This is a genomic window from Aeromonas sp. ASNIH4 (genome assembly GCF_002934425.1).
GTDB classification, from domain to species: Bacteria; Pseudomonadota; Gammaproteobacteria; order Enterobacterales; family Aeromonadaceae; genus Aeromonas; species Aeromonas hydrophila.
Window position 1 is genome coordinate 508598 of sequence record NZ_CP026217.1, and the last position, 14299, is coordinate 522896.

Here is a 14299-nt window from a genome sequence, read left to right on the forward strand (position 1 = left end):
CTTCTATTCGGGGTCACGGGCGGGCCTGGGGCCTGCGCCGGTGAAAATAGCCAGGTGAAAAGAGACAACAAAAGGGCCGCCGGCGGCGGCCCTGATCCATCAGTGACGGAAGTGGCGCATGTTGGTGAACAGCATGCACATGCCGTGTTCGTCGGCGGCGTCGATCACCTCCTGATCGCGCATCGAGCCACCGGGCTGGATGACGCAGGAGATGCCGGCGGCCGCTGCGGCGTCGATGCCATCGCGGAACGGGAAGAAGGCATCGGAAGCCATGACGGACCCCGCCACGGTCAGCCCTTCATCCTCGGCCTTGATGCCGGCGATCTTGGCCGAGTAGACGCGGCTCATCTGGCCGGCGCCGACGCCGATGGTCTGGCCGTCTTTGGCATAGACGATGGCGTTGGATTTGACGAACTTGGCCACCTTCCAGCAGAACAGCAGGTCGTTCAGCTCAGCCTCGGTGGGCTGACGCTTGCTGACCACCTTCAAATCCCCGAGCGTCACCATGCCAAGGTCGCGCTCCTGCACCAGCAGGCCGCCGTTGACACGTTTGAAGTCAAAGCCTTGCGCCGGCGCGGTCCACTGACCGCACTCGAGCAGTCGCACGTTCTGCTTGGCGGCGACCGCGTCGCGGGCAGCCTGGCTGACGGTGGGGGCGATGATCACCTCGACGAACTGGCGCTCGACGATGGCCTTGGCGGTGGCGCCATCCAGTTCACGGTTGAAGGCGATGATGCCGCCAAACGCGGAGGTGGGGTCGGTCTGCCAGGCGCGCTCGTAGGCGCTCAGCAGGTCGCTGCCGATGGCCACGCCGCACGGGTTGGCGTGCTTGACGATGACGCAGGCCGGCTGGTCGAACTCCTTGACGCACTCCAGCGCCGCGTCGGTGTCGGCGATGTTGTTGTAGGAGAGGGCCTTGCCCTGCAGCTGGATGGCGCTTGCCACCGAGCCCGGAGCGGCCTGCTCCTCGGCATAGAAGGCGGCGGCCTGGTGGCTGTTCTCGCCGTAGCGCATGTCCTGCTTCTTGATGAACTGGCTGTTGAAGGTGCGCGGGAAGCGGGACTCCTCGTCACCCTCCTTGTTGTCACCGTAGGAAGGAACCATGGTGCCGAAGTAGTTGGCGATCATGCCGTCGTAGGCGGCGGTGTGCTCGAAGGCGGCAATGGCCAGATCGAAACGGGTCGGCAGTTTCAGGCTGTTGCCGTTGCCATCCATCTCGCGGATGACGCGGTCATAGTCGGCAGCCTTGACCACGATGGCCACATCTTTGTGGTTCTTGGCGGCGGAGCGAACCATGGTCGGGCCGCCGATGTCGATGTTCTCGACTGCATCGGCCAGGGTACAACCGGGCTTGGCGACGGTTGCGGCGAAGGGATAGAGGTTGACCACGACCATGTCGATGGGGGAGATAGCGTGCTGAGCCATGATGGCGTCGTCTTGCTCGCGCCGGCCGAGGATGCCGCCGTGGACCTTGGGATGCAGGGTCTTGACCCGGCCATCCATCATTTCAGGGAATCCCGTGTAATCGGAGACCTCGGTCACCGGCAGACCGGCGTCGGCCAGCAGCTTGGCGGTACCGCCGGTGGAGAGCAGGGCCACGCCACGTTCGTTGAGTGCCTTGGCAAATTCCAGGATGCCAGTCTTGTCAGACACACTCAGCAGTGCACGGCGAATGGGTCGAGCTTGTTCCATCACACTATCGTCCTCAGCATAACGGGGACCGTTCCATGGGAGGCGAGGCTCAACACAGAGAGTCCCCAAATAAATGGAAGTGGGGGATTTCGCAAACCGCTCTCGCCTGAAAAACCTGCCGACAGGCAAAAGCGTTTTAGGAAATGCCCGCTTGACGCGACGCTCTCTTGTGGGCGCGTATTCTACACAAAAAATGTGACCCGTGGTGGATTTTTTAAAGTGACAAAGCCTTGTCTGGTGCGGCGTTAAACGTTTTCCGGTTGGTTTTTGTGAAACGTTTGTCTTTTCAGTCTCTTGATGGCAAAAGGGTGGCCGCGTCCTCTTTCCTGCTGCCGGCTGGCAATCGCCGGGCAAAGGGGCGATAGTGGGGGCCGGTTGTGGCTGTGTGGCAAATTCAACGGGAGAAAAGGCATGTATCGGATCGGGGAGCTGGCCAAGGCGTGCGGGGTGAAGGCGGATACCCTGCGTTTTTACGAGAAGAATGGTCTCATCTCGCCAGGCATTCGCAACGAGTCCGGCTATCGCCTCTATGGCGAGCAGGACAAGCGGCGGCTGGAGTTCATCATCCGCGCCAAGTCGGTGGGGTTCTCGCTGGCCGACATCGGCGAACTGCTGGATCTCGATACCAACAAGGCCAAGGTCACCTGTCAGGAGGTGAAGGCGGTGGCCGACACCAAGCTCGAACAGGTGGAGCAGAAGATCGTCGAGCTGACCCGTTTTCGCGACAACCTGCGCGAGCTCTCCAACATCTGCTGCGGCGGCCCGCGCTCGGCGGAGCACTGCGCCATCCTCGAGACGCTGGAGTCCGGTGCCCCCTCCCGTCATGAGCACCACGACCATGAGCACTGAGCTGCGCCGGCCCCGGGTATCCGCCTTTCTTGCCCTCTCCCTCGACGGCTTCATTGCCGGGGAGAGGGGCGATCTGGCCTGGCTTGAGCCCTACAACGGCGACTCCCAGGAAGAGACCGGCTACAGCGCGCTGATGGCGAGTGTTGATACCCTGCTGATGGGGCGCAACAGCTATGACACTGTGCTCGGCTTTCCCGAGTGGTTTTATGGCGACAAGCCGGTGGTGGTATTGACCCACAGACCCGCCGCTCCCCGTGAGCACGTCTCCTTCCGGCAGGGGGCGCTGGCGCAGGTGCTGGACGAGCTGTGGCAGGCGGGCAGCCGCCATCTTTATCTGGATGGCGGCGAGGTGGTCAGGCAGGGACTGCAGGCCGCGCTGGTGGACGAGCTGATCCTGTTCTGGGTGCCGGTCACCCTGGGGGTCGGGGTGCCGCTCTTTGCTGGATCGCTGCCCGGCGCGCTGGTACCGGTGTCGAGCACCGTGCTGCCAAGCGGGCTGGTGCGGGTCGTCTATCAACCGGCCTGAGGAGCCTACCAGCCCCTTGCAGGCGGGCCGGGAGAGGTGCACAATCGGCACGTTTTTTCGCCGCCTGCCCCGGATCGTGGTGGCAGGGGCGATGGGCAAACACACAACCGCATCAAGGAGCCGACATGGCCAAGAAGAAGGTGACCAGGGTCACCACCGAGCCCGCCTGCGAACATCAGCGCGGCATCATCCAGGACAACCACCTCAAGGCACTGGTGACCTCCCCCCTGTTCCAGGCCCGGGTCGAACCGAGCAAGAAAGGCAAGGGCAGCTATCAGCGCAAGGCCAAGCACGGCAAGCGGTGGGAGCCCGGTCAACAGCAGATGGTACGCGTCTGCTGCTGAGCGGGTTCCTGCCGCAAGGCATCAGCTAACACAATCAGGGCGCCAATGGCGCCCTGATTGTTTCTCTATTCGTTGGTGCTGGTTCACTCTCTTGCCGCAAGAGAGTGAACCCGTGCTCATTCGTCCATAAAGAGCTCGAGCAGCACGTTGAGATAGCGATGGCCGAGGGACGTGAGCTGCCAGCTGTCGCCGAGATCCTCGATAAGCTCCTTGCTCTGGGCGATGGTCAGCATGGTCTCTACCCGTTCCAAGCCAAGGCCGGTATAGGCCTCGAACTCCGCCTTGGGGGCCGGTTCAAACAACCTGAACCGGTTCATGAAGTACTCGAGCGGCAGATCGTCCGCACTCACTTGCCACTGTTCGTCCAGATAGGGGCGGCTCGGGTCCAGATAACCTTTCGGGTGCTTCACCTTGGTGGTGCGCAGGATCTGCTGGTTGGCGAGATCCGTCACCTTGCCGTGGGCGCCGCAGCCGATCCCTAGATAGTCGCCGAAGCGCCAGTAGTTGAGGTTGTGGCGACACTGGTAGCCCGCCTTGGCATAGGCCGAGATCTCGTACTGCTGATAGCCGTGGGCGGTGAGCATGGCGTGGCCCTGCTCGTAGATGTCCCACAGGGTGTCATCCTCCGGCAGGGTGGGCGGCTTGGAGGCGAACGCCGTGTTCGGCTCTATGGTGAGCTGATACCAGGAGAGGTGCGGCGGCGCGCAGTCGATGGCCTGCTGCAGATCCGAGAGTGCGTCCGCCAGGCTCTGATCCGGCAGGCCGTGCATCAGATCCAGGTTGAAGGTGGGCAGTTTGATGGCGTGAGCCAGCTCGGCGGCCTTGCGCGCCTCTTCGGGGCCGTGAATGCGGCCGAGCCGGGTCAGCTTCTCCTGCTGGAAGCTCTGCACCCCGATGGAGATGCGGTTGATGCCGGCCCGCTGGAAGCCGGCGAACTTGTCCGCCTCCACCGTGCCCGGGTTGGCCTCCATGGTGATCTCGCAGTCCGCGGTGAGTTCGATGCGCGCACGCACCCCGTCCAGCAGCGCCTGCATGGCCTCCACGGAGAGCAGACTCGGCGTGCCGCCGCCGATAAAGATGGAGGAGAGGGGGCGCCCCTGGGCCCAGTGCAGGTCTTGCTCCAGATCCTCCAGCAGGGCGGCCACGTACTCGAGGTGGGGCAGCTCTCCCTTCTGGGCGTGGGAGTTGAAGTCGCAGTAGGGGCACTTCTGGACACACCAGGGCACGTGGATATAAAGGGAGAGGGGCGGCAATTGCAGCATGGGGTTTCCAGTATTCAAAAAATCATCAGGGGTCGGGTTGCCCTTGTCGTCGATGACAACGGGCCGGGGCGCCGCGAACGAAACGGGGGCCGACGGCCCCCATTGTAGATGACAACGCGGCGGGAGACAGCGCTTTAGTTGACCGCCGCCAGAGCCGCTTTGAGCTTGGCCAGCGCCTGGCCGCGATGGCTCAGCTGGTTCTTGAGCTCGGCCGGCATCTGGGCCGAGGTGCAGTCGTGATCCGGCACGAAGAACACAGGGTCATAGCCGAAGCCGTGCTGGCCGCGCGGTTCGTCGATGATCATCCCTTCCCAGCTGGCCTGGCAGATGATGGGGGTGGGATCGTCGGCGTGGCGCATGTAGACCAGCACGCACCAGAAACGGGCGCTCTTGAGATACTCGGGGGCGCCTTTCAGCTCGCCCAGCAGCTTGTCGATGTTGTCCTTGTCGCTGGCACCCTCACCGGCAAAGCGGGCGGAGTAGACGCCGGGACGGCCGTGCAGCAGATCTACTTCCAGGCCGGAGTCGTCGGCAACCGCCGGCAGGCCGGTGATGCGGGCGGCGTGGCGGGCCTTGATGATGGCATTCTCGACGAAGGTGGTGCCGGTCTCTTCGGCATCGGAGACCGCAAACTCGCTCTGTGGGATCACCTGGATCTTCATATCGGCCAGCATGGCGGCCAATTCCTTCACCTTTTTCTGGTTCCCTGTTGCCAGGACAAGCTTGTTCATCGAGCACCTCCGCAAAAATAATCTGCGCATTCTATGCGGGGCTGGCGCCCAGGAAAAGCGCCAATTGCCCTGGACCACCCTCGCCGGGGTCATGGCAAGATGCGGATAAAATGAATGTTTCCTGAATGGAATAACAGAAGTGATTAAATACCATTTCAATTCATTACTGTGAGCCAGTAGACTCGCGCCCCAATCTATTTTCCCCATGCCACGAGGTGACTGATGCCATTGATTCTTTTGCTTGTCCTACTGGTGCTGTTCAGTCCGCTGGCCATCGACATCTATCTGCCCGCCATCCCGCAGATGGCCGAGCAGCTGGGGGCCGAGGTGACCCTGATGCAGGGTACCATCACCTGGTTCCTGTTCAGCATGGGACTAGGACAACTGCTGGTGGGGCCGCTGGCCGATCGCTACGGCCGCAAGCCCATCGCCTTGGGCGGTGTGTTGCTCTACGGTCTGAGCGCCCTGGGGGCCGGTTTTGCCGCGAGCCTCGGAGAGCTGATGCTCGCGCGGGTGCTGCAAGGCTTCGGCGCCTGTGCCACCTCGGTGGCCGCCTTCTCGGTGGTGCGTGACAGCTACGGCCCCAAGAAGAGCGGTCAGATGATCTCCTACCTGAACGGTGCCATCTGCTTTATTCCGGCGCTGGCCCCCTTGCTCGGTGGCTGGCTCACCGCCAAGGCGGGCTGGTCGGCCAACTTCTGGTTTATGGCCGGTTATGCGGTCATCGTCGGTAGCTGGCTGCTGTGGCGGATGCCGGAGACCCGTCCGGAAGATACCAGCAGCAGCGGCCCGCTCATCAGCTGGTCGCGCTACAGCCCGGTGCTGCGCTCCCCGAGCTTCCTGTTCAACGCGACGCTGTGCATGCTGGCGATGGCGGTGATCCTAGCCTATGTCACTGCGGCGCCGGTGCAGCTGATGGTGAAGCTGGGGCTGGACATGAGTGGCTTCAGCTACTGGTTCACCGCCAACGCGGCACTCAACATCCTGGCCTGCTTCCTGGCGCCCCGTTTCATCGCCAGAGTGGGGCCAAGACGCACCCTGCGCATCGGCCTGCTGGTACTGCTGCTCTCCGCCATCGCCTTGACCCTGGCCATGCACATCGAGCATCCGCTGGCCATGATGGGCCCGGTGTTCCTCTCCAGCATCGGCTTTGCCATGATCCTGGGCGCGGCCGCCGGCATGGCGCTGGCACCGTTCGGCCACTGCGCCGGCACCGCCGCCGCCCTGCTCGGTCTGTTCCAGATGAGCGGCTCCGGTGCGCTGGTGGGCTTCATCGGCGTGCTGATGCACGATCCGCTCAGCCAGCTGGCGCTGCACATGTGGCTGCTGCTGCCCCCCCTGCTGATGCTGATGACCCGCCAGGGCCGGCGCTTGTGTTTGCAATAAATCCTGTGCTCTGATGGGCACACTCAGGGGGCCTTGGGCCCCCTTCTCTATTTGGCAGGCAAGGGTTTGCCTGCGCCCCGTGACACAGCTACCCGTGGAGAAAACCGGATGAGCCACACAATCAATGCCGCCCTGGTGGGCTACGGCTTTGCAGGCCAAACCTTTCACGCCCCGTTTCTGACCAGCACGCCCGGGCTCTCCCTCGGCTGGGTGGTGAGCCGCGATGCCGCCAAGGTGCAGAGCGATCTGCCCGGCAGCCGGGTCGGTTCGCTGGCCGAGGTACTGGCGGACCCGTCGGTCGATCTGGTGGTGATCGCCACCCCCAACGACACCCATGCCCCCATCGCCCGTGAGGCCCTGCTGGCCGGCAAGCACGTGGTGATCGACAAGCCGTTCGCCCTGGATCTGGCCGAGGCGAAGGCGCTGGTGGAGCTGGCGGAGAAGCAGCAGCGGCTGCTCAGCATCTTCCACAACCGGCGCTGGGACGGTGACTTTCTCACCGTGCACCGCCTGCTGGCGGAAGGAGCGCTCGGTCAGGTCGCCCAGTTCGAATCCCACTTCGATCGCTATCGTCCCGAGGTGCGTCAGCGCTGGCGCGAGGCGGGCGGTCCGGGCTCCGGTCTCTGGTTCGATCTCGGCCCCCACATCCTCGATCAGTCGCTCCAGCTGTTCGGTCAGCCGGACTGGTTGCAGGCGGATCTGGCTCAGCAGCGCCCTGGTGCCCTGGCGGATGACTACTTCCACGTGGTGCTCGGCTATGGCGAGATGCGGGTCGTGCTGCACGGCAGCTGCCTGGTGTCGGCCACCATGCCGCGTTTCGTCATCCACGGCAGCGGGGGCTCCTTCATCAAGTTCGGCATGGATGTGCAGGAGGAGCAGCTCAAGCTCGGCAAGCGGCCGCCGGCGGCAGACTGGGGGGTGGACAACGAACCCGGCCAGCTCAGCCGGATCCGCGATGGTCAGCTGCAGCAGCAGAGCGTGGCTGGCGAGGCGGGGGACTACGGCGCCTACTATCGCGGCGTCTGCGCCGCCATCCGTGGGGAGGGGGCGAACCCGGTGCCGGCCGGCGAGGCGCTGGCGGTGATGGCGCTGCTGGACCTGGCCCGCGACAGCACCCGCGAGGGCAAGCGGCTGGCTTGTCAGATCCTGTCTGATTGAGGCGCAGCCCGGACGGGGTTGCCGGCACAATGCAATAGCCGTTTATTGCCAGCAACCACGGGGCCTGTGGCGTTTTATTGTACAAAACTGCGCCATTTACAGTGTTTTGTATTAATGTTTGTCGTTGTAGTAGTTCTTTTCATCCAGCCAACGAGAAAATATCATTGTGATACTCGTTTTCATTGGGCGCGTATGGGGATATATTTCGCGCGCCTCTTGGCTCCCGGCATATGGGTTTTTCACCGGGTGAAAGGACGCACTGTGATGGTTGTACCAACCATCTCTCCATATTTTTCTGAGGGTATGCACATGAACAAAGTACTGGTAGCCGGTATCCTGGGTCTGATGTTGACCGCTTGTGGTCAGAAAGAAGAAGCCGCCGCTCCGGCTGCTACTCCGGCCGCCGACGTTGCTGCAACTGTTGAGAAAGCCGCTAGCGAAGCCACCTCTACCGTAGAGAAGGCCGCTTCCGAAGCGACTGCAACCGTTGAGAAGGCTGCCGCTGACGTAGCCACCAAGGCAGAAGCCGCAGTGAGCGATGCCAAGGCCAACTAAGCCTGCACCTCATCTGAAGAACGGGCCCGAAGGCAACTTCGGGCCCGTTTTTTTTGGTTCATCGCGGCTTTCCGGGGAAGGCCGCCTTGATTTTCAGAAAAAAGTATTCTGAGTCCCTAAATCCATATGCCATACGCTTTATCACTTTGATCTTGTTGTTCACCCCTTCCAGCACACTCGTGTGCATCGGGTAGTTTGCACTCGCCAGGATCCCCCGCATATATTTCGATAAATTTCGACCAAATCGTTGCAGCGGCGCTAGCCCGCTTTCCTTCACCTGCCGCATCCAGCTCCGCCATCGTCGCCATCCTTCCCACACGCTCGGCGCATACCAGATGCCCTTCAACCCCTCTTTCAGCACGTACACCATCGCCAGCGGTTGATTCGCCGCCAACAGCTCCTGCAACTTCACATCCTGTTTTTCACTCAACTTCGCCCGATTACGTAGCAGCAACCAACGCGCACTTTTGACCACTTTTCGCGCCGGTTTATCGCTTTTCAGTGCATTCGCCTGCTCCACTCGCACCCGGTCCACCACCTCTCGGCCATAGCGAGCCACCACGTGGAACAGGTCGTAGACCACCTCCGCCTGCGGGCAGTGTTGCTTCACCTCCAGGTCGAACGCCGTGTTCATGTCCATCGCCACCGCTTCAATCTGCTGGCATCGCTCGCCGAGCTGCTCGAAGAAGGGACGGATAGCGGCCCGGCTGTTGCCGTGCCCCACCCACAGGACGCGGGTTCGCTCGGCATCCATGATCACGGTGGCATAGCGGTGTCCCTTGTGCAGGGCAAACTCATCCATCACCAGCCGCCGCACCTCCCCAAGTTCGATGGTGCCCACACTGGTCTGCAAACGGCGCTTGTCGATCTCCTTGATGGTGTGCCAACCGACCCCGGTGAGCTGGCTGACATGGCGGATGGGGAGGTACTGAACGAGCGCTTCAATCCAGCACTGCATGCGCCGGGTGAGGCGGGAGCCAGAGGGGAGCCAGTCGATATGTTCACTGACGCGACCACAGCGCAGACAGTCGACGCGGCGAACAGGCAGTTGTAACCAGACTTGTCGGTCAAATAGGTCTCGCTCACGCACCCGGCGGATACGTTGGTCGTGGATCAATGGCGTGGGTTGCAGGCATCGGCGACAACGGGGCAAGAAGTCGGCGCGAGGCTCAAGGGTAAACAGGGTGTGATGGTTGGCAGAAAGCGCTTGGGCGATGACGGTATAACCTGGCCAGAAGGAGGCAATATCAATATGATGCACGGCGACAGCAGGGTGATGGTGGTGGTGTGTTTGGAGACAGCCAGTTTACCAGCACCCTGTCTGTCAACTTCCACTTCCCCAAGATCCCGCGAAGAACCTTTTTTTATGCCCGTTCCCCGCCTTTGACGGGGTCCTCGCCGGCAAGAGAACCGGCTAGAGCGCCGGGTTGAGGCGCGCGGTGAGGATATGATCCTCCCAGCGGCCGTTGATCATCAGGTAGTCTTTGGCGTACCCCTCCCGCTCGAAGCCGAGCCGCTCGAGCAGGGCGCCGCTGCGCTGATTCGACGGCATGTAGCCGGCCATGATGCGGTGCAGGCCGTGTTCCCGGAACAGGTAGTCGATGCCGGTCTCGACAATCTCCTGCATCAGCCCTTGTCCCTGGTGGGCCTGGTCGATGGCGTAACCCAGATGGCAGGCCTTGAAAGCGCCCATCAGGATGTTGGTGAAGTTGCAGGTGGCGATCACCTGTTCACCATGGGGATCGAGCGCCACCAGATGCACCCCGCTGCCATTGAAAAACTGGCCGTAGCTGTCGCGCAGCCGGCCGTGCCAGTGGCTCAGGGTGTAGAAGCTCTCGTCCCGGCTGGGCTCCCAGGGGGCGAGGTGGGCGCGGTTGCGCAGATAGAAATCCAGCATCAGATCGGCCCGTTCGGGGGGCAGTATGGTGAGCTGGCAGCGGGCCGTGCACAGGTGTGGCAGCGCCATCAGTGATCCCTCTGCCTGAGCCACTCATCGCGCAGCAGGCTGTAGTGAACGTGATCCACGATGCGGTCTGCCAGCCGTTCGGCACGGCGGGTGATCCCCTCCTGCTGCATGCCGAGGCGCTCGCAGACGGCCCGGCTGGGCTCGTTGTCGGTGGCGGCGCTGATCTCCACCTTCTCCATCCCCATCTCCTCGAAGGCGTGATGGATCAGGGCCTGGCAGGCGCGGGTGATGATGCCGTTGCCCTGCCAGCGCTCGGCCAGCCAGTAGCCGATGCTGACCTTGGCCAGCGCCCGGTCGATCTGGTTGTAACCGATGACGCCGACCACTTCCCCCTGATACTCGATGGCGGTGGTCAGCCCCTCGCCACGGGCAAACTTCTCGATGGCGTGGCGGATGAAGGTGGCGCTGTCGGCGGGCTGCTGAATGTAGGGCGGCCAGGGCAACCACTGGGTCAGGTAGTCACGGTTTTCCCGACACAGGGCAAAGAGTTCGCTAGCCATGTCGGGCTGCAGGAACAGCAGCGCCAGCTCGTCGTCCAGTTGCCATGAAAACATCCGCACCTCCCCTCCAGTCAGGGCCCGAAGCGGGCCGCCAAACCGCCAATGTAGCCAATCAACCCCTTGTACGCCAAGGGTTTTCCATCTGTTCTTGCGCCCCGCCATCCCCATATGGAGGGGCGATTGGCGGCGGCCAGAAAGCGCCTGGCCATTGTTCGGCTTTTTTTGGTGTTATTCGCCATTTTGATCTCTTCTCACGCTACCAAACAGGGGCAACAGCAGATCCTGCTATGGGTTTGTGCTGCTCTGTCACATATGACAGGCAGCAATCTTGAACGTGCCAACTAGTGTAGGAGCGCCGGGCAACGGACCCGACGTGTAATCTTCATCGACTTAAGGAAAAGACGGATGAACAAAGTCTATTTGGCCGTGGTATTGGCCTGCTGGGGAAGCGCAGCGCTGGCTGCAGAACAGGTGGATGTGCATCAGGTAGCGGGTATTCAGGGGGCGCCGAGCGGCGCTGCCGGGGTGAGCGTGCTGGCAGGGGATGGCGAGTTTCGTCAGGTGCGGGCGGTCAAGCTGCCCAACGGTCAGCAGCGGGTGCGCTATGAGCAGACCTGGCACGGGATCCCGGTCTGGGGCCAGGTGCTGGTGGCCGAGCAATCCCTCGGCGGGCAGATAAGCCAGGTTTCCGGCCAGATCCTGCGCCAGATCGATGCCGACGTGGCCAGTCCGACCGCCGCCCTGTCGCCGGCCGATGCCGCCAGCAAGGCGCGGGCCGGGGCCAAGGGCAGCAACGAGCGGGTCAAACTGTTCGTGATGCAGGATGAGGCCGGTCAGGCCCGCCTGGTCTATCTGGTCTCCTGGCTGGCGGCGAGCGAGGAGCCGAGCCGCCCCTTCGTGGTGATCGATGCCCAGAACGGCAGCGAGCTCAAGCGCTGGGAAGGGATCAACCACAAGGACGCCACCGGCCCGGGTGGCAACGTCAAGACCGGCAAGTATTTCTACGGCGCCGACTTCGGACCGCTGCTGGTGGACGACAACTGCCGGATGACCAGCCCGAACGTGTACACCCTCAACATGAATCACGCCACCACGGGCGGCGCCATTCATCAGTTCACCTGCCCGGAGAACACGGTCAAGGAGATCAACGGCGCCTACTCGCCGCTCAACGACGCCCACTACTTCGGCAACGTGGTGTTCGACATGTACCGCAACTGGTACAACACGGCGCCGCTGACCTTCAAGCTGAAGATGCGGGTGCACTACAGCAAGAATTACGAGAATGCCTTCTGGGACGGCAGCCAGATGACCTTCGGTGACGGCGCCACTACCTTCTACCCGTTGGTGAGCCTGGACGTGGCGGCCCACGAGGTGAGCCACGGCTTTACCGAACAGAACTCCGGGCTGGTCTACTCCGGTCAGTCGGGCGGCATCAACGAGGCCTTTTCCGACATGGCGGGGGAAGCGGCCGAGAACTACATGAAGGGCAGCAACGACTGGCTGGTGGGAGCCCAGATCTTCAAGGGCAACGGCTCGCTGCGCTACTTCGAGGATCCGACCCGGGACGGCAGCTCCATCGGCCATGCCAGCGACTACTACGATGGCATCGACGTGCACCACAGCTCCGGTGTCTACAACCGCGCCTTCTACCTGCTGGCCAACACCAGCGGCTGGAACACCCGCAAGGCCTTTGAAGTGTTCGTGCTGGCCAACCGTCTCTACTGGGGCGCCAACACCACCTTCGATCAGGGCGCCTGTGGCGTGACCAAGGCGGCTACCGATCTGGGCTACAGCGTGACCGACGTGGCGGCCGCCTTTACCACGGTCGGGGTCAATGCCTCCTGTGGCGGCACCACTCCGCCCACTGGCAGCGTGCTGCAAAACGGGGTGCCGGTGAGCGGTCTCTCCGCCGCCAAGGGTGGCAAGCTGAACTTCACCATCGACGTGCCGGCCGGCAAGAGCCAGCTGGTGATCGCCAGCAGCGGCGGTACCGGCGATGCGGATCTCTATGTGAAGTTCGGCAGCGTGCCGACCAGCAGCAGCTATGACTGCCGCCCGTACAAGAGCGGCAACGCCGAGACCTGCACCCTGAACTCGCCCAAGGCGGGGACCTGGAACGTGCAGCTGAGCGCCTACAGCGCCTTCTCTGGGGTGACCCTCAAGGCCAGTTACTGAGCATGAGCCACTGCAAATAGAGAGGGAGCGCCGGACTTGTCCGGCGCTTTTTTTATGCGGATTTGCCCGCCCAGCGCCGGGCCAGGGTACGGGCGGCCTCCAGTACCCGCTCCTTGGCGGGATTGGGCCGTTTGCCGCTGCGCCAGGCCATCATCACGTCCCAGTGATCCGGCGGCAGATCCACCACGTCCAGCTGCACCAGCCGGCCGAACTCCAGATCCCGGGCGATGGCGAGCGCCGGCATCAGGGTGATGAAGCCGTGCTCCAGCGCCAGCTCCCGCGCCGCGCTGGCGGGCTGGATGGCGTGCAGCGGGCTTGCCACCTGGCGCAGCAGACGCAACTGCAAGATCAGCTCGTCGCAGCCGGTGCCCCATTGCTGGGGGGCCAGCCGCTCGTTGGCGATGTCCTGCAGGGTCAGCCCCTGCCGCCCGGCCAGCGGATGGGTGGCGCAGGCCACCGCTATGATGGGGGAGCGATAGAGCAGTTCGAGCTGGATGCCGGCGATGGCCGGGCACTTGAGGATGAAGCCGACGTCGGTCTCGCCGGTCAGCAGCTCCTGCATGATGATGCCGGAGTGATCCGTGTTGCAGCGGATCTCGAAGGTCTCGTCGACCAGTGCCAGCAGCAGGGGGCCGAACACCACGGTCGTCAGGGAGGGCAGGCAGGCGAGCCGGATGCGCGGCAGCGCCGGCGCTCCCTGCATTGCCAGGCGACCCCCTTCCAGCGCACTCAGTGCCGCACTCGCGGCAGGCAGGAACTGCTCGCAGGCCGGGGTGGGGGTGGCGCCGCGCCGATGGCGGCGAAACAGGGGCTGGCCCAGATCCTGTTCCAGCACGGCGATCCGCTGGCTCACCATGGGTTGTGACCAGCCGCGCACGGCGGCCGCCTTGCTGAAGCTGCCGCGATTGACCACATCCAGCAGCAATTGCAGATCGTCGAGGGTCATAGCCATAACATAATCCAATATAAAATATAGCCAGTTGTCGGCTACCACTATATCTGGCGTCCTTCCAGAATAGCAGTATCAATCGTTGTGCTTTGGCATATTGCCATATCGGTTCAGGGGCTTGTTGCACCTTGAGCCCGTTTGGTGACGGCGTCATTCGGGCGATGAGACGAATTAATCGGAATGTCATCAGAAAGCAGGGGACGGGT

Annotated in this window: 14 protein-coding genes; 7 read left to right on the forward strand and 7 right to left on the reverse strand. The window is 62.9% G+C overall.

Annotated features, from left to right (window positions below; translation table 11 throughout):
* Window positions 1-99: 99 nt before the first annotated feature.
* A complete protein-coding gene (gene purH / locus C2U40_RS02390) occupies window positions 100-1692 on the reverse strand; it encodes a bifunctional phosphoribosylaminoimidazolecarboxamide formyltransferase/IMP cyclohydrolase (RefSeq protein WP_103829261.1) in 1593 nt (530 codons plus the stop codon).
* 411 nt (window positions 1693-2103) lie between these two features.
* Here purH and zntR point away from each other — a divergent pair, with 411 nt between their 5' ends.
* The 3 genes from zntR to C2U40_RS02405 all read left to right on the forward strand — a co-directional run bounded on the left by zntR (window position 2104) and on the right by C2U40_RS02405 (window position 3411).
* Window positions 2104-2541 carry a Zn(2+)-responsive transcriptional regulator gene (gene zntR / locus C2U40_RS02395; protein WP_005309469.1) on the forward strand — a complete coding sequence of 146 codons (438 nt, stop codon included), beginning with the start codon at window positions 2104-2106 and terminating at the stop codon, window positions 2539-2541.
* On the forward strand, window positions 2531-3067 hold the full coding sequence (locus C2U40_RS02400; RefSeq protein ID WP_103829260.1) for a dihydrofolate reductase family protein: 537 nt from the start codon (window positions 2531-2533) through the stop codon (window positions 3065-3067). Before zntR ends, C2U40_RS02400 begins: the two co-directional genes overlap by 11 nt.
* A gap of 125 nt (window positions 3068-3192) precedes the next feature.
* Entirely contained in the window at window positions 3193-3411 is a 219-nt protein-coding gene (locus C2U40_RS02405) for an alternative ribosome-rescue factor A (RefSeq protein ID WP_017410628.1), read from the forward strand.
* A 116-nt stretch (window positions 3412-3527) separates the two neighbouring features.
* Here the strand turns inward: C2U40_RS02405 and hemW are convergent, their stop codons facing one another.
* Both hemW and C2U40_RS02415 read right to left on the reverse strand, forming a co-directional pair.
* Complete coding sequence (gene hemW / locus C2U40_RS02410) at window positions 3528-4673, reverse strand: radical SAM family heme chaperone HemW (RefSeq protein WP_103829259.1); 1146 nt, start codon at window positions 4671-4673, stop codon at window positions 3528-3530.
* Between the two features lie 134 nt (window positions 4674-4807).
* Window positions 4808-5404 (reverse strand): XTP/dITP diphosphatase, encoded by a 597-nt coding sequence (locus tag C2U40_RS02415; RefSeq protein ID WP_011704791.1) that lies wholly within the window; start codon window positions 5402-5404, stop codon window positions 4808-4810.
* A 222-nt stretch (window positions 5405-5626) separates the two neighbouring features.
* Between C2U40_RS02415 and C2U40_RS02420 the strand changes: the two genes are divergently transcribed.
* The 3 genes from C2U40_RS02420 to C2U40_RS02430 all read left to right on the forward strand — a co-directional run bounded on the left by C2U40_RS02420 (window position 5627) and on the right by C2U40_RS02430 (window position 8503).
* The gene (locus C2U40_RS02420) at window positions 5627-6790 is read left to right on the forward strand and encodes a multidrug effflux MFS transporter (protein ID WP_181014972.1); all 1164 of its coding nucleotides are present in this window, start codon (window positions 5627-5629) and stop codon (window positions 6788-6790) included.
* Between the two features lie 108 nt (window positions 6791-6898).
* Complete coding sequence (locus tag C2U40_RS02425; protein ID WP_103829258.1) at window positions 6899-7948, forward strand: oxidoreductase; 1050 nt, start codon at window positions 6899-6901, stop codon at window positions 7946-7948.
* Between the two features lie 309 nt (window positions 7949-8257).
* Entirely contained in the window at window positions 8258-8503 is a 246-nt protein-coding gene (locus tag C2U40_RS02430) for a hypothetical protein (protein WP_005309486.1), read from the forward strand.
* Window positions 8504-8561: 58 nt separating this feature from the next.
* On the opposite strand, the gene C2U40_RS02435 is transcribed toward C2U40_RS02430, so the two are convergent.
* The 3 genes from C2U40_RS02435 to C2U40_RS02445 all read right to left on the reverse strand — a co-directional run bounded on the left by C2U40_RS02435 (window position 8562) and on the right by C2U40_RS02445 (window position 11023).
* Window positions 8562-9764, reverse strand: a complete 1203-nt coding sequence (locus C2U40_RS02435) for an ISL3-like element ISAeme19 family transposase (protein ID WP_081000878.1) — start codon at window positions 9762-9764, stop codon at window positions 8562-8564.
* Window positions 9765-9917: 153 nt separating this feature from the next.
* A complete protein-coding gene (gene rimJ, locus C2U40_RS02440) occupies window positions 9918-10469 on the reverse strand; it encodes a ribosomal protein S5-alanine N-acetyltransferase (RefSeq protein WP_103829316.1) in 552 nt (183 codons plus the stop codon).
* Complete coding sequence (locus tag C2U40_RS02445) at window positions 10469-11023, reverse strand: GNAT family N-acetyltransferase (RefSeq protein ID WP_017410624.1); 555 nt, start codon at window positions 11021-11023, stop codon at window positions 10469-10471. The genes rimJ and C2U40_RS02445 overlap by 1 nt, the downstream gene beginning before the upstream one ends.
* Before the next feature lie 351 nt (window positions 11024-11374).
* Between C2U40_RS02445 and C2U40_RS02450 the strand changes: the two genes are divergently transcribed.
* Window positions 11375-13144 carry a M4 family metallopeptidase gene (locus tag C2U40_RS02450; RefSeq protein ID WP_103829315.1) on the forward strand — a complete coding sequence of 590 codons (1770 nt, stop codon included), beginning with the start codon at window positions 11375-11377 and terminating at the stop codon, window positions 13142-13144.
* A 52-nt stretch (window positions 13145-13196) separates the two neighbouring features.
* Here C2U40_RS02450 and C2U40_RS02455 read toward each other — a convergent pair whose 3' ends face one another.
* Window positions 13197-14096, reverse strand: a complete 900-nt coding sequence (locus C2U40_RS02455) for a LysR family transcriptional regulator (protein WP_024946193.1) — start codon at window positions 14094-14096, stop codon at window positions 13197-13199.
* Window positions 14097-14299 lie beyond the last annotated feature (203 nt).

Excerpts from the sequence above, each read along its gene's own strand:
- purH (WP_103829261.1), bottom strand. The coding sequence starts at position 1,692 with ATGGAACAAGCTCGACCCATTCGCCGTGCACTGCTGAGTGTGTCTGAC.
- zntR (WP_005309469.1), top strand. The coding sequence starts at position 2,104 with ATGTATCGGATCGGGGAGCTGGCCAAGGCGTGCGGGGTGAAGGCGGAT.
- C2U40_RS02400 (WP_103829260.1), top strand. The coding sequence starts at position 2,531 with ATGAGCACTGAGCTGCGCCGGCCCCGGGTATCCGCCTTTCTTGCCCTC.
- C2U40_RS02405 (WP_017410628.1), top strand. The coding sequence starts at position 3,193 with ATGGCCAAGAAGAAGGTGACCAGGGTCACCACCGAGCCCGCCTGCGAA.
- hemW (WP_103829259.1), bottom strand. The coding sequence starts at position 4,673 with ATGCTGCAATTGCCGCCCCTCTCCCTTTATATCCACGTGCCCTGGTGT.
- C2U40_RS02415 (WP_011704791.1), bottom strand. The coding sequence starts at position 5,404 with ATGAACAAGCTTGTCCTGGCAACAGGGAACCAGAAAAAGGTGAAGGAA.
- C2U40_RS02420 (WP_181014972.1), top strand. The coding sequence starts at position 5,627 with ATGCCATTGATTCTTTTGCTTGTCCTACTGGTGCTGTTCAGTCCGCTG.
- C2U40_RS02425 (WP_103829258.1), top strand. The coding sequence starts at position 6,899 with ATGAGCCACACAATCAATGCCGCCCTGGTGGGCTACGGCTTTGCAGGC.
- C2U40_RS02430 (WP_005309486.1), top strand. The coding sequence starts at position 8,258 with ATGAACAAAGTACTGGTAGCCGGTATCCTGGGTCTGATGTTGACCGCT.
- rimJ (WP_103829316.1), bottom strand. The coding sequence starts at position 10,469 with ATGGCGCTGCCACACCTGTGCACGGCCCGCTGCCAGCTCACCATACTG.
- C2U40_RS02445 (WP_017410624.1), bottom strand. The coding sequence starts at position 11,023 with ATGTTTTCATGGCAACTGGACGACGAGCTGGCGCTGCTGTTCCTGCAG.
- C2U40_RS02450 (WP_103829315.1), top strand. The coding sequence starts at position 11,375 with ATGAACAAAGTCTATTTGGCCGTGGTATTGGCCTGCTGGGGAAGCGCA.
- C2U40_RS02455 (WP_024946193.1), bottom strand. The coding sequence starts at position 14,096 with ATGGCTATGACCCTCGACGATCTGCAATTGCTGCTGGATGTGGTCAAT.